This window comes from Ignavibacteriales bacterium, assembly GCA_016709155.1.
Lineage (GTDB): Bacteria > Bacteroidota > Ignavibacteria > Ignavibacteriales > Ignavibacteriaceae > JADJEI01.
In genome coordinates this window covers 1645780-1668065 of record JADJEI010000001.1, presented here as the reverse complement: position 1 = coordinate 1668065, position 22286 = coordinate 1645780, and the positions used below count along the sequence as shown (strand labels likewise).

Sequence of the window (22286 nt, the reverse complement as noted above, 5' to 3'; positions counted from 1 at the left end):
GATAACCTTATTCTATCGGATCGTATCCGCCTTTGTTAAATGGATTGCATCTTAAAATTCGCCAAATAGATTTTGCCCCCCCTTTAAAAATTCCATACTTTGAGAATGCTTGAATGGAATATTCAGAGCAGGTGGGATAAAATCTGCACGCAGGCGGAAATAACGGGGATATAAATTTTTGATATCCACGAATCAGCCAAATAAATATTTTACTCATTCTCCAAAACCAGAACCAGCTTTTTACACAGATCGTTCATCGAAGACATAATCATTGAAAGTTTGGGCTTAGGATACTTTATTTTATTAAGTCCGAAAGTCGAAAGAACTATATCCAAAGAGTTGTTTGTTTGATATGTTTGATGTCTCAACAAACCTGCATTGTCATGAAAGGCTATTCTCATCAATCGTTTAATTCTATTACGCCAAACCGCATTCCCCGCCCTTTTAGACACAGCGAAAACAGTTTTTACGTCTATTTTTTTTACGGATTTATTGACGAGACAAATTGCCTTAATTCTTTTATCTGAGGAAAATAAAATCTGACCCTTCCTGAAAATTAGGTCTATTTCTTTTTTACTCTTAATTCTTTCATCATTGATGGGCTTAACCAACTTTTATCTTTCATCGCTAACGGTCAGTCTTTTTCTTCCCTTTGCTCTTCTTCTGGAAAGTACTCTCCGGCCATTTTTAGTGCTCATTCTTTCTCTAAAGCCGTGTTTGTTTTTTCTTTTTCTGTTACTTGGTTGAAATGTTCTTTTCATTATTGTTTTTCCTATGTTTCAAAAGTCTGCAAAAATAATCATTACTTTCCAAATAGACAATTAAAAATACTCTATAAAAAAAATTAGATAATAGAATAGAATTAATTTGCCTTCTGAATAATTTAGATATATTTTTTAATAATATTTGTTGCCTCTTAGTCGGTGAAGAATTTGTTGATAAGTTTTCAGTGTGGAAAGTTTCACGAATAACCGACTGGCATTTTTTACCGGTTCGGTCTTGTTGTATTGTTGGGTGTTGGCTCTGTTCTTCTCTATTGTATTAAAAAACAATGGCTTGTGCCGGGTCTGATAATGTTAAAAACTTGTTAAAAAAGAATTCGAAAAAATCCATAAGAGTTTATTTGTTTTTACTTTGCTTTAAAATGCTTTACTATTTAACTGTTAATAAGTTCTATGCTAAATATTCAAATTGATGACCAACTTCCGAATGACCCTGTACTGATTTGGAAAGAATGCCTTCAGAAAATTAAGTTGCAGGTTCCCCAAATGACTTATAACACATGGTTTTTGCCTATAAAGCCGCTCGAATTTAACAACAGCACATTGAAGGTTCAACTCCCAAGTCAATTTTTTTGGGAATGGATAGATGAACATTACAACACACTTATTACCAAAACAATTTCTGAGGTAATAGGCCCCGCTGCTAAACTCAATTATATTATCGTTGACGAAAAAGACAACGACGATCAACTTACGTTATTCTCTAATATTACAGTTTCGGCTGCCCAAAAGAAAGTTGAGACAAACAAACTACCCAAAATCGAAACTCATCTTAATAGTAGATATACGTTTGATAACTTCATTAAGGGAGAGGGAAATCAACTTGCACGTGCGGCTGCTATGGCAATTAGCGATAACCCCGGCGGCACATCATTTAATCCTTTTTTTGTTTATGGCGGTGTTGGATTAGGAAAAACTCATTTGATAGAAGCCATCGGAAATAAGATAGTTGAAACGAAGCCTGATAAAAAAGTCATTTATATTTCTTCAGACTTATTAACTGTTGAGTTTGTGGACTCAATAAAATCAAACACAGTTAATGAGTTTTCAAATTTTTATAGAAAGATGGACGTTCTTATCATAGATGATATTCAGTTTCTAACTGGAAAGGAAAAAACTCAGGATTTGTTTTTCCATATTTTCAACACGCTTCATCAATCAAAAAAACAGATTGTTCTTTCGAGTGATAAGCCTCCAAAAGATTTAAAGGGACTCGACGAACGCCTTATTTCAAGGTTCCAGTGGGGACTAACTGCCGACATACAGCCGCCCGAACTTGAAACAAGAATTGCTATTCTAAAACGAAAGGCTGAAGATTTTGCAATGCATGTTTCAAATGATATTCTCGAATTCATTGCTTCAAGTATCACCTCAAACATTAGAGAACTAGAGGGCTGCCTAATAAAATTATTAGCGAGTGCTTCTCTCAACTCTAAGCCGATCACTATTGACCTGGCTCGTAAAAAAGTTAGAGAAATTGCTACTGATCGTAAAGTTTCAGTTACGGTAGAAAGCATTACCAAGGTCGTTTGTAATCATTTTTCTGTTTCTGAGGATAAACTACGGGACAAAACCAGAAAAAGAGAAATTGTTATGGTTAGACAAGTTGCTATGTATCTATCAAAAGAAATGACTCGTTCTTCTTTAAAAACTATTGGGTTGCATTTTGGTGGAAGAGATCATTCCACTGTAATTCACTCGTGCTCAACTGTTGAAGAGGAAATGATTAAAGATAGATCATTTAAGGAACTTATAGATTATTTAAGAAATCAAGTAGAAATAAATTGTTCATAATTTGGCATATATAAGTAAATAACGTGTGTAAAAATTGTCTGTTTTTAAGTAAATATTAACCGCATCTTAATAACTCTTTGTTATAAACTATTATTTCTTGATGTTTTGCATTAAATACTCATACTTAAGTCGTTTAGTTTACAGGCACACATTTTGAAATAACATATTAACACTATTATTACATTTAATAATATATTTAAATACCTATTTAATTTAAATTATTGTGTTAGTTAAACAGGTTGTAGTTTTTTTTGATACAATCATTAATAAAAGAGATAAAAATGAAAAGTCATCAAAAGTCAGTTAATATATTTTTTGTATTCTTACTTATTCTTGGATTTGTTGGATTAAATTGCTCGAGCAGCCTGGAAAATTCTATTACTTTCCAAAACTTAGCATCTAATAGAATTTTTATAAACTTCAGAGGTGAACTGATCACCGTTGAAGCCGGAGAAACAAAAATAGTAAAAGAAATTCCTAAAGGTTTATTTACATATTCAACAACTTATGAAATTCCAGCAGGTGCTCAGGGTTCATCCACGATAGGCGATGTGTCTGGAGAAATGGATATTTTTGCGGGGACAAAAATACTTATTGTTTATTCGAGTACATATCTTGTTGGTACTTATACTCTCTACGCAACTTTTTCAAGTTCAGATGACCAATCACAGATAACTCCTACCACACCATAAAAAGTTTTAGTCGTCTTTAAATAAATTTTATTTTTACCCCAATTTCAATTGAGATTGGGGTGAATATTTCTTAATTTTACATATTCTATAAGGAGTATGTAAAATGGAATTTAAAATCAATAGTAAGGCACTGGAAAAACTTTTATCCAGAATTATTCCAGCCGTTCCAACACGGACACCAATGCCTATTCTTGAAAATTTTTTACTTGAAATTAATAATGGTCTATTAACTGTATGTGCCACTGATCTTGAAATAGCACTTAAGTCCTCTATAAATGTTACCGCAGACGAAAACATAAAAATAGTTATTCCCGCCAAACTATTTTTTGATATTGTTAGATCACTTGATGATACAATTATTAATTTTAAAATAAATAGCAATTTTAAAATTAATATGGTTGTTGATAACGGTACCTATAACATTGGATATTCCTACTCTAATGATTTTCCCGAAATACCCGAGGTAAATAAAGAGAAAGAGATTTCAATTAATGGCAGCCTGCTTAAAAAATCAATTGATCAAACATCTTTTGCAATGAGTAAAGAAGACATGCGTCCGGCGATGACAGGTTTGCTGGTAGAATTTACTCCAGAGACACTTAATTTTGTTTCAACAGATGGACACAGGCTAGTGCGTTACTCCAATAAAAACATCAAGTCCGAAAATGTTGAACAATATATTATTCCTGAAAGAGCAATTTCAGTTTTATCTAAACTTCTTGGTGAGAGCGATGTTAAAATATATTTGAGTAAAACTCATGTTGCTTTTTTAAGCGGTGATATTGAATTTATTACAAGACTAATTGGGGAAAAATATCCTGCTTATAACAGCGTAATTCCATTAGAAAATGAAAACTTATTAAAAATTCCGACTAAAGAATTGCTTGCAACTGTTAGAAGAATGATTCTATTTTCGTCAGCGAACTCAAAACAAGTTAAACTATCACTATCAACGAACCTGCTTAATATTTCAGCTGAAGATATTGATCACGGATCAAATGCTGAGGAAAATATTTCATGCGAATATATCGGCGAGCAAATGAATATTGGCTTTAATACTGTTTATTTAGGTGATGTTCTTTCTCATGTTAATTCTGATAAAGCAATTTTTAAACTTCACTCACCAACTAAGGCTTGTATTATTGAACCGGATAAACTCGAAGAAAATGAGGAGCTAATGCTCCTATTGATGCCGGTACGCTTAAATAGTTAATTATGATTTTATCCTCCCTTCAACTTAAAAATCTGAGAAATCATAAAAATATTTCGTTGGTGTTTTCAGATGGATTGAATTATATAGTTGGCGAAAATGGAGCGGGAAAAACAACCATACTGGAAGCTATTTATTATCTTTGCACTACAAAAAGTATATTTGCAAAAACAGATAGTGAGGTTATTTCATTCAACGAAGAAGCGTTTGAAATAACCGGTGAATTTAGAGATAAATCGAATAGCACAGTCAGGGTTTACTTCTCACAAGCAGAAAACAAAAAATACTATTTCGATAATAATAAAAGTGTCAGCCGTTTATCAGAAGTAATAGGAAAATATCCGGTTGTATTATTAACCCCGGCTGATCATAGTATTACACAGGGCTCTCCTGCAGACAGAAGAAAATTTATAGACTCGATTATTTCGCAGGTTAGCGGCACATATTTGAAAATACTTATTGATTACAACAGATGCTTAAGGCAAAGAGCTTCTTTACTAAATCAGGTTAAGGAAGGAAGAAGAAAAGATGTGGATATTGAAATAAAGGCGTGGACAGAAAAATTAATTTCTTCCGGTGTTGAAATAATAAAGCACAAAATTATTTTTTTAAAGGATTTTATTGATCACTTTAAAGAATCATATAAAAAAATTTTAAAAGAAAAAGAAATTCCTAACATTGAATATCGTTACCTTAATAATTATCGCAATGCGGATATTCATCAAGAGTTTGTTGATCAATTAAACAGCTTAAGAAATGATGAGTTTAGAAGAGGGACAAATCTTGTTGGTCCACATAGGGATGAATTCGTTTTTAGAATTAATGATATAAATCTTAAACAATTTGGCTCACAGGGGCAGCATAAAACATTTCAAACAGCATTGCGTTTCGCAGAATTTTTTTATATAAAGTCCGTTACGGGAAAGTCCCCTTTGCTCCTGCTCGATGATGTTTTTGGTGAACTGGATGCAGAAAGAGTTTCCAAAATCAGCAGCTATCTTCCGGAGGTTGGGCAAACATTTATCACTATGACAGATCTTCCTAATTTTTCTTTTCTAAGAAAAAGCAGTGAGGACAGAATTATTTATATAGAAGAAAAAAACATCAGATATGCTTGATTCATTTAGAAGTGTTAAAGATATTATATTAAAAGAACCTGGATTATCCGGACTTAAAACCGATATAATTAATTCTGAAACTATTTTAGAATTCACTAAAATTTTTCCGGAACTTGAACAAATTGTGAAGCCGATTAAAATAGAAAATAAAACTCTGTTTCTTAAAGTCGAAAATTCTGTCTGGCGATCTGAACTGAATTTACAGAACAAATCCCTCATTGAAAAGTTAAACTCCTACTTTAAGGAAGAGCGAATAAAAGCAATTAGATTTTTATAATTAAAAAATGAAAAATGATGACTAAAGACAACAATAAAAACGAATATAGTGCAAAAAATATCAATGTGTTAAAGGGTCTTGAAGCCGTTCGCAAACGCCCAGCAATGTATATAGGCGATGTCAGCACTCGCGGTCTTCATCACCTTGTAAACGAGGTTGTTGATAATAGTATTGACGAAGCTCTTGCAGGCTACTGCGATTTAATAAAAGTTACGATCAATCAAGATGAATCAATCACTGTGGAAGATAATGGGAGGGGCATTCCAGTTGATATGCACCCGGAAGAAAAAAAATCTGCCCTTGAAGTAGTAATGACCATCCTTCATGCAGGAGGTAAATTTGATAAAAATACCTATAAAGTTTCCGGCGGACTTCATGGTGTTGGTGTCTCTGTAGTTAATGCTCTTTCGGAGTGGTTGAAGGTAGAAGTAAAAAGAGATGGGAAAATATATTTTCAGGAATACAGAAGGGGCATTCCAGTAAAACCAGTTCAGGAGATTGGAAAGACGAAAAAGAATGAAACCGGAACCATGGTTACATTTATGTCTGACAATGAAATATTTAAAGTCACCAAATATAAATTTGATGTTCTGGCTGAAAGAATGCGCGAACTTGCCTACCTTAATAAAACAATTACTATCAATATAAAAGATTTAAGAAATGGGGGGGAAGAAGAAAACTTTCATTTCAAAGGCGGCTTGATAGAGTTCGTCCAGTATCTCGATGCCTCCCGGACAGCCCTTCACAAAACCGTTTATGTCGAAGGAGAAAAAGACAACACCCCGGTTGAAATTGCCTTTCAATATACAGACACATACAACGAAAATATTTTTTCTTATGTAAATAATATAAACACAACTGAAGGCGGAACCCACCTGGTGGGCTTCAAAACTGCTCTTACAAGAACGCTTAATAATTACGCAAGCAAAAACGGATTGATCAAGGATGGAAAAATTACACTTACAGGTGACGATTTCCGCGAAGGATTAACAGCAGTTATTTCTGTTAAAGTTGCCGAACCTCAATTTGAAGGGCAAACGAAAACCAAGCTTGGAAACAGCGAAACCAAATCAGCAGTTGAAATGCTGGTGGGCGAAAAGTTGGCGGAATTTCTCGAAGAAAACCCCACCGTTGGTAAAAAGATAATTGAAAAATGTTTAAGAGCTGCTGAAGCAAGAGAGGCAGCAAGAAAAGCCAAGGATTTAGCTAGAAGAAAAAATGCTCTCGACTCGATGAATCTGCCGGGAAAACTTGCAGACTGCTCTATCACCGATCCCGATCATTGCGAAATTTATATTGTTGAAGGGGACTCTGCAGGTGGTTCAGCTAAACAGGGGCGCGATAGAAGATTTCAAGCCATCCTTCCTCTTAAAGGAAAAATATTGAATGTTGAAAAAGCAAAAATGAATAAAATTCTTGAGAATGATGAAATTAAAGCGATCATCTCTGCAATCGGGGCGGGCTTTGGGGTTGACTTCGATACTATCAAGGCGCGCTACGGAAAAATTATTCTGATGACAGATGCCGATGTTGACGGAAGTCATATCAGAACATTGCTCTTAACTTTCTTTTATCGCCACATGAAAGACCTCATCAGTTCCGGAAAAGTTTTTATTGCACAACCTCCGTTATATAAAATTAAAAAAGGAAAAGAAGAATTTTATGCCTACGATGATAATGAAAGAAATGATATTTTAAAAAGACTTAAAATCAGCGCCAAAGACATCACTAATACTGTAGAAGAAATAGTTGAAGAAGGGTCAGTTAAAGGAGTAAATATTTCCCGTTACAAAGGTTTGGGAGAAATGAACCCGGAACAACTTTGGACAACCACAATGAATCCCGAATCAAGAACTATGCTTCAGGTAAATATTGAAAGCGCAGCAGCAGCAGATAAAGTTTTTGAAACTTTAATGGGCGATGATGTAGAGCCAAGAAGAGCATTTATCGAGAAACATGCTAAATATGCTAATCTCGATGTTTAACGAATTTAATAACACAAGAATAAAAAGAGTTTTTTATGGTCTCAATGTTTGATGGTAAAGTAATCCCGGTTTCTTTAGAAGAAGAAATGAAATCTTCCTACATAGATTATTCTATGTCGGTAATTGTTGCAAGGGCTCTTCCGGATGTACGGGATGGATTAAAGCCCGTTCATAGAAGAGTTCTTTTTGGAATGCACGAACTGGGGCTGGCTCATAATAAACCGTATAAAAAATCTGCACGAATTGTTGGAGAAGTTCTTGGTAAATATCACCCGCATGGCGATACCGCTGTTTATGATTCGATGGTAAGGATGGTGCAGGATTTTTCTCTTCGTTATCCGCTTGTTGATGGACAAGGGAACTTTGGTTCAGTTGACGGCGACTCACCTGCTGCAATGCGTTATACAGAAGCAAGGCTTGCAAAAATTTCGGAGGAAATGCTGCGTGACCTGGATAAAAACACCGTAAACTTTGCTTCAAATTTTGATGACTCACTGCAGGAGCCGACGGTTATGCCAGCCTATTTGCCAAACCTTTTGATTAACGGCGCAAGTGGAATTGCGGTTGGGATGGCAACGAACATTCCGCCGCACAATATTTCTGAAGTTATAGATGGAATTATCGCCCAGATTAAAAATCCCGATATTTCTATTGAAAAACTTATGAAGTATATCACCGCACCTGATTTTCCAACAGCAGGAATTATTTACGGTTATACAGGAGTTAAAGATGCTTATATGACAGGTAGGGGCAGAGTTGTCATTCGTGCCAAAGCAAATATCGAAACTCAAAAAAACAGCAGGGAAAACATTATCATTACGGAGCTTCCTTATCAGGTAAACAAAGCCTCATTAATAGAAAAGATAGCTGATCTTGTTCGAGAAGGAAAGCTGAATGAAATTTCAAATATTCGTGACGAATCTGACCGCGACGGAATGCGCGTTGTAATCGAATTGAAAAGAGATGCCCAGCCGGCGGTTGTGCTTAATCAACTTTTTAAACACACTTCGATGCAGACAACGTTTGGAGTGATATTATTAGCGCTCGTTTATGGAGTTCCGAAAGTTTTAAACTTAAAAGAAATTATTCAACACTTCCTTGCCCACAGGATGGACGTGCTGATTAGAAGAACAAAATATGAGCTTGATGCTGCTGAAAAAAGAGCGCACATTCTAGAAGGGTATATAATTGCACTCGACAACATTGATGCTGTTATTGAGACAATAAAAAAATCAAAAGATGTTGAAACCGCAAAATTAAATTTGATGAAAAAATTCAAGCTAAGCGAGATTCAGGCAAAGGCAATTCTTGATATGCGCTTGCAGCGGCTCACAGGGCTTGAAAGAAAAAAAATTGAGGATGAATACAAAGAAGTAATCAAACTTATCGAAAAACTAAAAGGTATTCTCGAAAGCGAAGAGAAACGAAACCTGATCATCAAAGACGAACTTCTTGCTATTAAAGAAAAATACGGCGATGAAAGACGAACTGAAATTATTTATAATTATGAGGAATTTTCCCTCGAAGATATAATTGCCGAGGAAGATGTTGTTGTAACAATTTCCCACCAGGGATTTATCAAACGATTTCCAGTCAGCGGTTACAAAAGGCAGGGGCGAGGCGGGAAGGGTGTAACCGGCGCTGGTACAAAGGACGATGATTTTATTGAGCACATGTTCGTCGCTTCTACCCATCAGTATATTTTATTCTTCACCGATAGGGGAAGATGCTATTGGCTAAAAGTGCACGAAGTCCCCGATGCCGGTAGAACTGCTCGCGGCAGATCAATTATAAATCTACTTGAAAAAGAAAAAGATGAAAACATAACCGCTTTTGTTGCAGTTAAAGAATTTAAAGACGATCAATTTCTTATGATGGCAACCGAACAGGGAACGATTAAAAAAACAGTTCTTTCTGCTTACGGTAATGTGCGCAAGGGGGGAATAAACGCAATCAATCTCAATTCCGGCGACAAACTTATCGCCGTGAAAATGACTGATGGTGGAAATGATATTGTTATTGGCACCCACAGCGGATTTGCAATCAGGTTTAATGAAAAAGATGTTAGGGATATGGGACGAACTGCAACCGGGGTGCGCGGAGTAAGACTTGGTAAAGGCGACAAGGTGGTTGGACTGCTTGTAATAAGAAGACCGGGCACTAGTGTCCTTGTTGTTACCGACAAAGGTTACGGGAAAAGATCCGACATTAATGATTATCGAATTACTCATCGCGGCGGGAAAGGCGTTATTACCGTTAAGACAACTGATAAAGTTGGTAAAATGATTTCTATGATGGAAGTAGTTGATAAAGATGAGCTCGTTATTATTTCAACACAGGGGATGGTAATAAAGCAAAGCATAAAAGATATTAGAATTATGGGAAGGAACACGCAAGGCGTTCGGGTCATCAGGCTAAATGAGGGTGATTCAATAGCTGATATTGCAAGGGTTATTTCTGAAGAAGAAGAAGTTGAAGGAATGCAATAATTTTTTAGGACTGCTTATCCAAATCTTTTTGAATGATTGAAACAAAAAGCCGTTTGTTAATACGACGGCTTTTTTTAATACTTTTAATAATTGATCAACTGTTTTAAATTGCCTCTCGAAAATTTTACCAAATCATTTTCATTGATTAAGGATTTATAAATGGAAAACGAATCTATTTTTTTTACCGACAAAGAAGACTTAAAAAGCTACTCTCTCTCGAATCAATTCGCAGAGCACATGGAGTTTATGCTGGTGAAGGACAAGTACACCGCAACTGATGATGATGCCTATTTTGCACTGTCTCTCGCTGTTCGTGACAGGCTTGTAAAAAGTTGGCTGAGAACTCAGCATGCATATTTTGAGCAGGACACAAAGAGAGTTTATTATCTTTCGCTTGAATATTTAATGGGGAGGGTTCTTGGTAATGCGCTTATCAATCTTGATTATTACGATGATTGTTATAAAATTTTAACTGAGAATGATTATTCCCTTGAAAATATTAGAGAATATGAACACGATATGGGGCTTGGTAATGGGGGGTTGGGAAGGCTTGCGGCATGTTATTTAGATTCAATGGCGTCTTTGCAGTTACCTGCTTTTGGATATGGCATAAGATACGAGTACGGAATTTTTGAGCAGGGAATCGAAAATGGCTATCAGGTTGAAAGAGCTGATTACTGGCTCAGTTCTGGAAATCCTTGGGATATTATGAGGCGGGGGCTTGTGTTTAGAGTAAAGTATAATGGGAGAGTTGCCGAACGAATGGACGAGGCCGGCAGGCTTCATTTTGAGTGGGTTGATACGGATGACGTACTCGCTTCTGCTTACGATGTTCCTATCCCGGGTTATCATAACAACACTGTAAACAATCTTCGACTTTGGTCGGCGAGAGCTACAAGTGATTTTAGTTTCAAAGATTTTGATAAAGGCAATTACGTTGCGGCGGTTGAAAGTAAAAATGATTCCGAAATCATTTCTAAAGTTTTATATCCAAACGATTCAATGGTGGAGGGAAAATTCCTTCGCCTTAAACAGCAGTATTTTTTCGTTTCGGCAACGTTGCAGGATATTATCAGAAAATATAAAATCAAACATCAGTCCTTTGATAAGTTCGCAGAGAAGACAGCAGTTCAATTAAACGATACACACCCAGTTGTTGCAATTCCGGAATTGATGAGAATATTAATGGATGACGAAAATATGACCTGGGAACAAGCGTGGGATATTACCAGCAGAACATTTGCATATACAAATCACACTGTTGTGCCTGAAGCCCTGGAAGAATGGTCCGTTCAAATTTTTGGTGAATTACTGCCGCGCCATCTTCAGATTATTTATGAAATTAATAGGCGGTTTATAAACGATGTTAAAAAAAACCACACTACCGAAGAAGCGGTGATAAAAAAAATTTCTATAATAGATGAAAATCCAACCAAAAAAGTTAGAATGGCAAACCTTGCCATCGTAGGCTGTCATAAAGTTAATGGGGTTGCCGCACTTCATACAGAGATTTTAAAGAGCGTAATTTTTCCTGACTTCTACAAAATATTTCCCGATAAATTTATAAATATCACAAATGGAATTACGCCTCGACGATGGCTAAAAACCGCCAACCCTCTTTTGTCCGGATTAATAACAGACAAAATTGGAGAAGGATGGGTGGGGGACCTTAACCAGATACAGAAAATAGAAAAGTTTATTGGCGACAAAGAATTCAGAGAAAATTGGAAAATTGCCAAGTGGCATAATAAGCAGCTTCTTATTAATCACATCGAGAAAGAACATGACATTAAAATAAATCCCGACTCAATCTTTGATGTACACATTAAACGATTTCACGAGTACAAGAGGCAGCTACTGAACATCTTTCACGTAATCACACTTTACAACAGGATAAAAGACAATCCTAAATTGAAGATGGTCCCGCGAACTATAATTTTTGCCGGCAAAGCAGCACCCGCCTATACGATGGCTAAGCTCATAATCAAACTAATCAACTCTGTTGCATCAGTTGTTAATAATGACCCGGAGGTGGGTGATAAACTTAAAGTGGTGTTCATTAAAAATTATTCTGTAACTCTTGCCGAAAAAATTATTCCCGCATCTGATCTTTCCGAACAAATTTCAACGGCAGGGCTTGAAGCTTCAGGAACAGGCAATATGAAATTTGCACTTAACGGAGCATTGACAATAGGCACAATGGATGGGGCAAATATTGAAATACGACAGGAGGTTGGAGAAGAAAATATTTTTATATTTGGTTTGCTTGCAGATGAAGTTAGAAAATTAAAGGCAAGTAATTACATCCCCCGCGAGTATTATTGGAAAAATGAAAACCTAAAACGAGTAGTAGATATGATTTCTGGAAATTTCTTTAATAGAAGCGAGCCGGGTATATTCCACTCATTGGTAGAAGGCTTAATGAATGTTGACTACTACTGTCTATTCGCTGATTATCAATCATATATTGACATGCAGGATATGGTTAGCGAGCTTTATCTTAACACTGATGAGTGGACAAAGAAGTCTATCACCAACGTTGCACACACCGGAAAGTTTTCTTCGGATCGTTCAGTAATGGAATATGCAGAAAAAATCTGGAATGTAAAACCAATAATGGTTGGGGTTTCTTAAAAAACTATTTTTATTAAATAAAATGAATCAGAAAAATTGGAAAACACAATTCATCCCGATGTTAAAATCGGTCACGTTCATCTGACTGTTTCGAATCTTGAGCGCTCTTTAAAATTCTATCGTGATTTGCTCGGCTTTGAAATCACACAATATTTTGGAAATTCTGCCGTGTTTCTTTCTGCCGGCGGGTACCACCACCACATCGGACTTAACACATGGAGCGGAGAAGGGGCAGCAGCCCCGCCTACGGGATTTACCGGGCTTTATCATTTCGCAGTTCTTTTTCCCAACAGGAAAGAACTTGCGAAGATTGTTAAAAGACTCTATGAATTTAATTATCCAATCGAAGGGGCATCCGATCATGGAGTTTCCGAATCAATTTATCTTTTTGATCCCGACAGTAACGGAGTTGAACTTTATATTGACCGCCCGCTTGATCAGTGGCCTCTAAGTTCGGAAGGACATTTGGAGATGACTACCAAACATCTTGATCTGCTTGGTTTGCTTTCGGAACTTGATGGAGAAGAGTAATCCAAGCGATGAAGCGCTCTCGAAATAATTTAATTTTCCCTTGCAACTATTCCAGTGGCTTCGTTTCCAACATCAAAAATCTTGACTAGTGCGTTTGTCTGTGTATCAAACACACCCACCATCGAAGGCATATCTCTGCCGGGGATCGAATAGAATGGACTGAATCCGCCTTCAACATTTGAACAGGTTACATAGAGATATTTTCCATCCGGACTTAAATCTGCGCCCAACAAATTACTGAAACCATTATAAATAAGTTCGTCAGTAACCGACCAGGAAGCTCCTATTTTTGTAACCGTAGTGATTGCTGGTTCGTGATGAGAAACGATATAAATCTTTGAACCATCACTGCTAACCGATGCCTGCCAGGGATGGGTTTTAATTTCAAGCTCTGAAATTATTTGCCTGCTTTGAATATCAACGACAAGAAATTTACTTGACTTACGGCAGCAGACATAAAGATATTTATCATCAGGCGAAACGTAAACATTCAATGGTTCGTTTAACAAATCTTCATTTGATGAAAGGGGGATGTAATCTACAAATTGATTTGCCCCGGCATCAATAATTGCAATTTGATCATTCGGAATGTCTGCGGCGTAAACAAAGTTACCATCGTGACTAAAAGTTATTCCGTAAGGCAGTCCCGATTCAGGAAGAATTATATCTTCGAGACGCTCCATTGTTTCGAGATTAATTTTGTAAATAACATTATGAAGATCAACTGCAATTGAGACCTTAGAAACGTAAGCTGTTTTTCCGTCTGGAGAAATTGCAATCATTCCCGGTGCAATCAAACCTTCAACTTATCGCGACTATTGCGTTGGTATTAACGTCAATCTTTAAAACTTTCCGGGTGCAGCAAGGGTAACAAAAAGATAATTACCTCGCTGTTGAATATGGTGGGGCTGATCGAGACCCGACAAATAGAAATTTACATCACTTATCCCCGAGCAAAGATGGTACTCTGTATTTATTTCAAATATCTGATCGCTCCTTTGACTGCAAACGTAAACGCTATTAAAAGAATTAGAATAAGCAACGTTTCCTTTGAAATCTTTTGCACCCGCATCAATCCAGTTTTTCAATGCTGCAATTTCAGTTTCATTTAGAATATTTTTTAAACTGCTTGAGTGAACAGACTTTCCACCAACCTTACCGGTAATAATATTATAAAGTAAACTGTATTCCGAGTTGAAGGGGATTACACATTCACCGCCATAGACGCCGCTCTTACCTGAAATAATTTTATAGCCCCCACCCGTGTGGTTGTGCCCGGTTGTATCCTCATCACGGTTGATTGAGCCTTTGAGCATATCGGAATAGGAAGCAAGTGATAATCCATTTTGGGGATTATCAGAGGAGTGACATTCCGGTACAGCGCATTTATCAGCGAAGATTTTTGCCACATCGTAAGTTTCAAAGCCGTTGTTTGTTTCATCAATCACTGCTGCGGGTGTTTGTATTTCGTCTTTGCTGCAAGAAACAATAAATACTGCAGAGAAAACCAATAGGGCAGTCATAAAAAATATTTTTATCTTATAAATCATTTAGGGCAAATATAAGAAAAACCCGGGGAGATAAACGAACATTAATTTGGTATTAAATAGATGACACCCCTCCGGGCGGGATGTCATCTTTAACAAAATTGACGAGAAGAATTATTTGAGCAAAATCAGCTTTTTCGTTTCAACAAAAGTTCCTGCTTTTAAAGTGTAAAAATAAATTCCTGATGATAGCTGAGAAGCATCAAAAGTAACTTCATATTTTCCTGCGGGTTTGTATTCATCAACTAATCTTGCAACTTCATTCCCTAGTACATCATAAACTTTTATTGATTGCAGACTACTTACAGGCGATTGCCAACTTATTTTTGTGCTTGGATTAAATGGATTGGGGTAGTTTTGCTCAAGTGAAAATTCTTTAGGCGTCAGATTATTTTCAGTAATTAAATTGCTGACAAGAATTGATTCGGAAATTGATTTCATTATAACCGGTTCTTTATCTACTACAGAATACATATCAAGAAACACGGTTATATCACTCGAAGTAAGATTACTAAAATGATCAGACACTTCCGGCTTTAATAGTTGATAACACAATTCCGCAGTAATATTTATTAGTTGATCGCCGGTCACAGGCAGTCTGTAATGAATTATATCACTTCCCGAGCCTTCAACATTATTTTCCCGGTTAAAGTCAGGATCATTAAATGCGTCTTCTGTTATGGCGGTGGTATCGTAACTAATGTGCTGCGATGTAAATCCTTTCGGCGGAATTCTATTATCTTTTTTAAACGATGCGGCTTTTAACAAAGTATATGTAACTTGTTCATTTAAATCTTGAAGCACGCCTTCATAAATCTGAACTTCACTTTCATTGGAGATAATATTGTAGTGAGGCTCATAGTCTGCGTTCATTCCAATAATTCTGCCTTCAGAATCCCATGCCCCGCTTTCAAAAATTTTTGTACCGAATGCATCGGCTATTTTGAAATGCACCCACATCCTTCTTAGAGGAATGCCAGTTGGAAGTTTATGTCCGGCTAAGTTTTCAATTTTAATTCCAATATCAATCGAATCATTTATGTAGTTGGTTTGCAGAGAAATATTTGAAGCATTTACTTTTAAATTTTCTTCAGCTCGAAAAATGGTGGAGTCAAAGTGAAAAGGTTCAGCAGTAACGTGAAGCGAGTCTGTGAACTGCTTTAAAATTTTTAGCATCAATGTGTTGCCGCCGACAAAATTATGTTTCCAGAAAGGGGTGCGTTTTGTTGTGTCAAACTCAGGAATTACGGCAATATCAATCGGATCATAAATTTTGGGCATGTGGCAAGTTTGGCAGGGGGTATCCTGTGCAGGATAAATACTATTTTTCCATTCTATGTAGGGAGTTTGTTCAGGAAAATCACCAACTATTTCGCCGAGATCATTTACTGTTGGACTAAAAAGGGTGTGGCAGGTAGCGCACAACTCAGCTTGATTAATATGTTCGCCAAACTTTGGTGTGTATTCAACAAAGCTTTGCATATAGACAGTGTCAGGGTTTTGATATGGTCCATAAATTATTCTATCATCGGTGATGATGTATCCGCCCGAGTAAGATTCCTTTGTGCCGAAATTAGAAGGATCTATTTGATGACAAACTGTGCAGCTTACCCCATCGTTCGCAAGTCTATCCTGCCGCAATTCGTCCATTGAGTAAGTTGATTGACCATTATAAATTGCTTGTGTGTAGCCCATCGGCGCATGACACTTTGTGCATTTAGTTTCGATTGTTTCTTGAAGCAGGGGGAACTGTTCAACTTCGGAGGCAACATAGGCACGCCATAAAGGATCTTTGGCTGCATTGCCCATCATTGTTGAGCGCCAGTAAGTTACCATGGAAACATCCACCCCGTTGTAAGTTAAAACATCTCCATTCGAAAAATGACAGGCTTCGCAATTGCCCGAGCCTGAAAAAAGAGTTGAAGATTCTGTAGGCAGGGGTTCTTGAGCATTAGCCGTTTTAAAAAGACTGATGGATAATAAAATTATAAGCAGGTAAAGTATTTTCATTTGAGCTCCTCTCTAAAAAGAATTTTTTGTTTCGGACTCTATCTTTTTTGAAAACAGGATTTTTATTTTATCAACAATTGAAAATCCCATTTTGTTCTCAATTTTTCTTCCATCAATTTCTAGCACTGGAGTAACCTCTCCCATCGTACCGGTAGTGAATACTTCATCTGCATTGTAGAGTTCAACCAGGGAAATATTTTTTTCGACAATTGAAATGTTATTTTCATTACACAATTCAATTACGATTCCCCTCGTTATTCCCGGCAGACAGCTATCAGGAAAGGGGGTAAAAACCTGCTGCTGTTTAATCATAAAAATATTAGTAGCATTTGTTTCAGCAACAAAACCATTTAAGTCGAGCATAATTGCATCATCAACGCCTGAAAGATTTGCCTGAATTTTTGCAAGGATGTTGTTGATTAAATTGTTGTGATGAATTTTTGAATCTACACATTGTGCCGGGTTTCTTCTGACGGCGGAAGTAATTAATTTTATACCATTAGTTGAATAAACAGGTGGTTTCCATTCAGCTATTATTATTAAACAGCAGCCGGAGGTATTAAATGCAGGACTCATTCCTGAAGTAATTTTTTCACCACGGGTAAGAGTTAATCTTATATGAACATTATCTTTCATTCTATTTGAAGAAAGCGTTGCTAATATTTTTTCTTTTATCCAATCTGAAGCGGGGATGTTTTCAAACATCATTGCCTTTGCAGATTGCTGCAATCTTGTAAGATGACGATCGAGGGCAAAAACATTTCCGTTGTAAACTCTCAAGCCTTCCCAGACAGCATCTCCCCCCTGAACGGCGCTGTCAAAAACAGATATTTTCGCTTCGCTTCGGGGATATAATTTGTCTTTTACGAAAATAAAAATGTCTTTATTGCGAGAATCAATTTCGAAGTTCATCAGATTAATCTTTCTAATAAGTAACCTAAATATAAAGAAATGAAATTCACATTAATGTTTGATAGCTTTTTTATAAAGAGATTCATAATAATTTTGACATTCATCTGCTAAGGCTTTTAACGAAGCCGGCAGAGTAATTATTTTCTGATGATATTTTTGAAAGCCGGTTGATTGATGAACGGATCCATACCAATACTTTGCCCAAATGCCATCTTCGGGACGAGACCCAGCACTCCAACTAAGCATTTTTATTGTAAACGGTATTTTTAATTTTTTACAAACTTCCGTTAATACTTTTTGCGGGCTTAGCAATAATTCTTTTGCATCAATGATGCAGGAGACTTTTCCAGCATCTTCTAATTTTTTAAAAAGTTCAAATTGCTTTTTTATACCAACATCGTTCATAGTTGGATTGCTAATAATTTTTGAGTACGAGGATAATATTTCTTCAGGGTTCCTGATCAAGAAAATATTTTCGGTTTTGTTGATAAAGCTTTCGTCAATATTAACAAGATGATGAACCATCTGCTTAAAAAATAAAACGGGTTTGCGCTGCTCGCCGAGAATTATTTTATTGATTACAACTGCCGCATCACTTTCCATACTTTTTATTATTTCTTCTTTGCCCGGATGATTTGCATTTGTTGTGAGTAGGTAGTGTGCATAGAGCGGTTCGTCAAACACAAAAGTATCATCACGCTGAGCAAAGGAATACATCAATGCAGTTGAAATATTTCGCGGACCAGACCAAAGATTTATTCTTGTTGGAGTCATTTCAGATTAATTCAAATCGGATTGTGTTTTTTCTTCTCTGAAAGACTCAATGACTTTATTGCAAAATTCAAACAGAAAGCCGAAAATTTTTTCCGGCGATTCAAAATTATTTTGAATAATTAGGCGCATATTTTCTTTCTGCTGATTGAATGTGATTTTATTTTTGTAATCCGTCAGAACAAATCGCATTAATTGAATAAAGCGGTATTGGTAATAATCTTCATTTCTGCCTTTGGGCAAAATAAGAAAAATATTTTTCCGTTGAATAATGATTCGTTCAAACAGAGCTTGCGATGCAAGAAATTTAATTTTAGCCGCATTAATTAATCGCAGCAAAAGAATTGGTAACGCACCAAAACGATCCTTCATTTCAGCAATCAAATCATCTAACTCCTCTATCGAAGATATTGAAAATAAAGCCGTATAAAAATTTAATCTATCAGTTTGAGAGGGCATATATTCTTTTGGAATACCAATTTCAAAAAACGTATCTATTGTAGGTTCAGTTTTTTCTTTTGGTTTTGGAAGTGTTTTAAAGAGTTCTTTGAACTCTTGATATTTTAATTCTTCAACTGCTTGATTGATAAGTTTGATGAAAAGGTCAAAACCAATTTCATTAATAAATCCGGACTGCTCTGTGCCAAGTAAATTTCCAGCGCCGCGAATCTCAAGATCTCTCATTGATAAATTAAAACCCGCTCCAACGTCAGTAAACTCTTCAATCGCTTGCAGGCGACGCAAAGCCTTTTTATTAATACTGTTAAGTGAAGGTACAATAAAATATGCAAAAGCCTGTCGGTCTGATCGCCCCACCCTCCCTCTTAGTTGATGAAGCTCCGCAAGTCCAAATCTGTCTGCACGATTCACAATGATAGTATTGACATTTGGAATATCTATTCCAGACTCAATAATTTTTGTTGAAAGAAGGACATCAAATTTTTTATTTAGGAATCCATGAATTACATCCTCAAGCTGCGAAGGCTTCATTTGTCCATGTGCAACAGCAATTTTTAGATCAGGCATATATTTTATAAGATAATCAGCAAGTTTATCAATTGATTGCACGCGGTCGTGAACAAAATAGATCTGCCCGTTTCTTTTCAGCTCCGTATATATCCATTCCTTTATTTTGAAAATGTCGAAAGTGGAAACGTAAGTACTTATTGGTTGACGATTTGGCGGAGGAGTTGTAATTATTGAGAGGTCACGTGCCCCAAGAAGCGATAAATTTAACGTTCGTGGAATGGGGGTGGCGGTTAATGTTAGTGTATCAACATTGACTTTTACAGAGCGAAGTTTTTCTTTAGCTTTAACACCAAAACGATGCTCCTCATCTATAATGAGCAATCCCAGGTCTTTGAAGGCAATATCTTTTGAGAGTAAGCGGTGGGTTCCAATTACAACATCAATTTTTCCTTCCGGTAAATATTTTATTATTTCAGATTGTTCTTTTTTAGATTGAAATCTTGAAAGCACTGCTACGCGAATAGGAAATTGAGATAGTCTGTCGTTAAAAGTGTTGTAGTGTTGTTCGGCAAGGATGGTGGTAGGAACAAGTATTGCCACCTGCTTTCCATCTTGAACTGCTTTAAATGAAGCACGAACAGCAATCTCTGTTTTCCCAAAGCCAACATCACCGCAAACGAGACGATCCATTGGATTTTCAGCCTGCATATCTTCTTTAACTTCGAGCGAAACTTTAACTTGGTCAGGCGTATCTTCATAAAAGAAAGAAGCCTCGAGTTCTTTTTGCCAAATCGTGTCCTGACCGAAGCTATAACCTTGAGTTGATTTCCGCTTAGCATAAAGTTCGATCAATTCTCGCGCAGCTTCTTTAATCTTTTTTCGTGCTTTGTTTTTTATATTAGTCCAATCTGCAGTACCGAGAGTTGAAAGAGATGGAGAGGCATTTTCTGCCGTGCTGAATTTTTTAACCAAAGAAAGATAATTTAGGTTAACATAAACAACCCCACCCCCAGCATAAATGATTTTCATTGACTCTTGCTTTATCTCACCAATAGTTATGGTTTCAAGTCCCGCATATTTACCTATTCCAAAATCCTCATGCACAACAAAGTCCCCATGCTTAATCGCCGCAAAATTTTGTGATTTAGATTTTTTATATTTTTTAGAACTCGGAGTTTTTGTACGATAAGGCTTTGAAAAAATTTGATAGTCAGTTAGCACAAGCAGCTTTATATTATGCAGAATGAAGCCTTTGCTGATGGGTAAAGTTATAATATTAAGCGAGCTACTTTCAATTAATGAATTTAATTCAGGATGAAGTTCAACAAGCAAATCTTTTAATCGGGCTGTTTGTAAATCATTCTCTGTAGTTATAAATATTTTGTAATCTTTACTTGAAAAATCAAAGATGGTAGAAACAAGTAACTTGTAATTCCCGCCTATTGAAGGAGCATCATTTATTGAAAGTTCAAGGCGCGCATCGCTTTGTAATTCTTGTTCGATAAACCAACAAACATTTGGTTTTGAAAATAGAGAATCAAGTTCTCTGTTTTTAATTGTTGGAATTTCTTCTGGGATTTCATGCACAATGTCAGGAAACTCGTCGTCATCTTTTAAATGATCTGTTAGGTTTAGATCATTTAGTTCCTTAGAATCAATGGTTACAATTACTTCATTAGAGGGAAGGTTTTGCAGTCCATATTCTGAACAGAAAATAACGGGATTTACAAGGTAGTCAAATATGTCGGCAGTATAATTTTCACTTAATGAGTCATCACCCTCCTCTATTCCAGGAGCGATTGTTACTGCGGTTATAATTTCGGTAGATCTTTGGCTATCGCAATCGAAGAGGCGGATTGATTCAAGGAAATCCCCATCAAATTCTAATCGAGCAGGATTTTTTTCACTATTGGACCAAAAATCTATTATTGAACCTCGTTGAGAGAATTGACCGGGTTCCTCAACAAATTTTACCTTTTGATACTCGAGTAAAGTCAGATAATCGATAATTTCATTGAAGTTAAGATCATTATTGTTTCTAATGGTGATTAAGTTTTTTTCAATTCTTCCGGGATCAGGCAGTTTCAAATTTAGAAGTTCATAGGTAGAAATTAGAATAAAATTTTGTGCGTTAAGAAAACGGGTGAGCTTTTCCTGCAATTGATCCGAAGTTATTTCGGGAATAGAAATTAAATATTCCTCTAAGCCAAGGGTACACAGCTCTACATAAAACTCGTCAACTAATTTTTTTTCTGAAAATAAATATACCTGCTGTTCAATATTCTTAAATAATGATAAAGCCAATAATGATTTTATGCTTCCAGCAAGGGGGGAGATTTTATTTGTGGATTGTGAGTGGGTATTTTCCACAAACTGTTGAACTAAACTATTGAAAGAATTTGAAAACGGGAGAATATTCTGCGGATTGGTTCGCTTTTGTTTTTGCATTATTCGGTTAGTTTACCAACAAAAATTACTGGGGATTGATTCTTCGATAGTTATGAAGCACATGATTAATGGTCGGAGTTAAAATCAAATGAAGACAGACTTCCGAGCCCATTCGAG

At 36.3% G+C, this 22286-nt stretch carries 18 protein-coding genes; 9 read left to right on the top strand and 9 right to left on the bottom strand.

Annotated elements, in window-relative coordinates:
* Window positions 1-7 precede the first annotated feature (7 nt).
* Genes yidD through rpmH form a run of 3 tightly spaced genes read right to left on the bottom strand, consistent with a single transcriptional unit; the run spans window position 8 to window position 761 of the window.
* Entirely contained in the window at window positions 8-217 is a 210-nt protein-coding gene (gene yidD / locus IPH11_07990; GenBank protein MBK6913597.1) for a membrane protein insertion efficiency factor YidD, read from the bottom strand.
* On the bottom strand, window positions 210-611 hold the full coding sequence (locus IPH11_07985) for a ribonuclease P protein component (protein ID MBK6913596.1): 402 nt from the start codon (window positions 609-611) through the stop codon (window positions 210-212). The genes yidD and IPH11_07985 overlap by 8 nt, the downstream gene beginning before the upstream one ends.
* 3 nt (window positions 612-614) lie before the next feature.
* A complete protein-coding gene (gene rpmH / locus IPH11_07980; protein ID MBK6913595.1) occupies window positions 615-761 on the bottom strand; it encodes a 50S ribosomal protein L34 in 147 nt (48 codons plus the stop codon).
* A 414-nt stretch (window positions 762-1175) separates the two neighbouring features.
* On the opposite strand from rpmH, the gene dnaA reads away from it, so the two are divergent.
* The 9 genes from dnaA (at window position 1176) to IPH11_07935 (ending at window position 13512) form a co-directional block, all read left to right on the top strand.
* Entirely contained in the window at window positions 1176-2576 is a 1401-nt protein-coding gene (gene dnaA / locus IPH11_07975; protein MBK6913594.1) for a chromosomal replication initiator protein DnaA, read from the top strand.
* Window positions 2577-2857: 281 nt separating this feature from the next.
* The gene (locus IPH11_07970; protein ID MBK6913593.1) at window positions 2858-3268 is read left to right on the top strand and encodes a hypothetical protein; all 411 of its coding nucleotides are present in this window, start codon (window positions 2858-2860) and stop codon (window positions 3266-3268) included.
* Window positions 3269-3371: 103 nt separating this feature from the next.
* A complete protein-coding gene (gene dnaN, locus IPH11_07965; GenBank protein MBK6913592.1) occupies window positions 3372-4481 on the top strand; it encodes a DNA polymerase III subunit beta in 1110 nt (369 codons plus the stop codon).
* Window positions 4482-4483: 2 nt separating this feature from the next.
* Window positions 4484-5596 carry a DNA replication/repair protein RecF gene (locus IPH11_07960; GenBank protein ID MBK6913591.1) on the top strand — a complete coding sequence of 371 codons (1113 nt, stop codon included), beginning with the start codon at window positions 4484-4486 and terminating at the stop codon, window positions 5594-5596.
* Entirely contained in the window at window positions 5589-5873 is a 285-nt protein-coding gene (locus IPH11_07955; protein ID MBK6913590.1) for a DUF721 domain-containing protein, read from the top strand. The genes IPH11_07960 and IPH11_07955 overlap by 8 nt, the downstream gene beginning before the upstream one ends.
* A gap of 17 nt (window positions 5874-5890) precedes the next feature.
* Window positions 5891-7858 (top strand): DNA topoisomerase (ATP-hydrolyzing) subunit B, encoded by a 1968-nt coding sequence (gene gyrB, locus IPH11_07950; GenBank protein ID MBK6913589.1) that lies wholly within the window; start codon window positions 5891-5893, stop codon window positions 7856-7858.
* Between the two features lie 44 nt (window positions 7859-7902).
* Window positions 7903-10347, top strand: a complete 2445-nt coding sequence (gene gyrA, locus IPH11_07945) for a DNA gyrase subunit A (GenBank protein ID MBK6913588.1) — start codon at window positions 7903-7905, stop codon at window positions 10345-10347.
* 159 nt (window positions 10348-10506) lie between these two features.
* Window positions 10507-12981, top strand: coding sequence for a glycogen/starch/alpha-glucan phosphorylase (locus IPH11_07940; GenBank protein MBK6913587.1), 2475 nt, complete (start codon window positions 10507-10509; stop codon window positions 12979-12981).
* A 36-nt stretch (window positions 12982-13017) separates the two neighbouring features.
* Window positions 13018-13512: a VOC family protein gene (locus IPH11_07935; GenBank protein MBK6913586.1), complete on the top strand. Its 495-nt coding sequence runs from the start codon at window positions 13018-13020 to the stop codon at window positions 13510-13512.
* A 29-nt stretch (window positions 13513-13541) separates the two neighbouring features.
* On the opposite strand, the gene IPH11_07930 is transcribed toward IPH11_07935, so the two are convergent.
* From IPH11_07930 to mfd, 6 genes are all read right to left on the bottom strand, one after another.
* Window positions 13542-14309 carry a hypothetical protein gene (locus tag IPH11_07930; GenBank protein MBK6913585.1) on the bottom strand — a complete coding sequence of 256 codons (768 nt, stop codon included), beginning with the start codon at window positions 14307-14309 and terminating at the stop codon, window positions 13542-13544.
* 45 nt (window positions 14310-14354) lie between these two features.
* Window positions 14355-15035, bottom strand: a complete 681-nt coding sequence (locus IPH11_07925) for a hypothetical protein (protein ID MBK6913584.1) — start codon at window positions 15033-15035, stop codon at window positions 14355-14357.
* 138 nt (window positions 15036-15173) lie between these two features.
* Window positions 15174-17069, bottom strand: a complete 1896-nt coding sequence (locus IPH11_07920) for a T9SS type A sorting domain-containing protein (protein MBK6913583.1) — start codon at window positions 17067-17069, stop codon at window positions 15174-15176.
* A 12-nt stretch (window positions 17070-17081) separates the two neighbouring features.
* Window positions 17082-17981 (bottom strand): aminotransferase class IV, encoded by a 900-nt coding sequence (locus IPH11_07915; GenBank protein ID MBK6913582.1) that lies wholly within the window; start codon window positions 17979-17981, stop codon window positions 17082-17084.
* A gap of 51 nt (window positions 17982-18032) precedes the next feature.
* The gene (locus IPH11_07910) at window positions 18033-18755 is read right to left on the bottom strand and encodes a hypothetical protein (protein MBK6913581.1); all 723 of its coding nucleotides are present in this window, start codon (window positions 18753-18755) and stop codon (window positions 18033-18035) included.
* 6 nt (window positions 18756-18761) lie between these two features.
* Window positions 18762-22169: a transcription-repair coupling factor gene (gene mfd, locus IPH11_07905; protein MBK6913580.1), complete on the bottom strand. Its 3408-nt coding sequence runs from the start codon at window positions 22167-22169 to the stop codon at window positions 18762-18764.
* Window positions 22170-22286 lie beyond the last annotated feature (117 nt).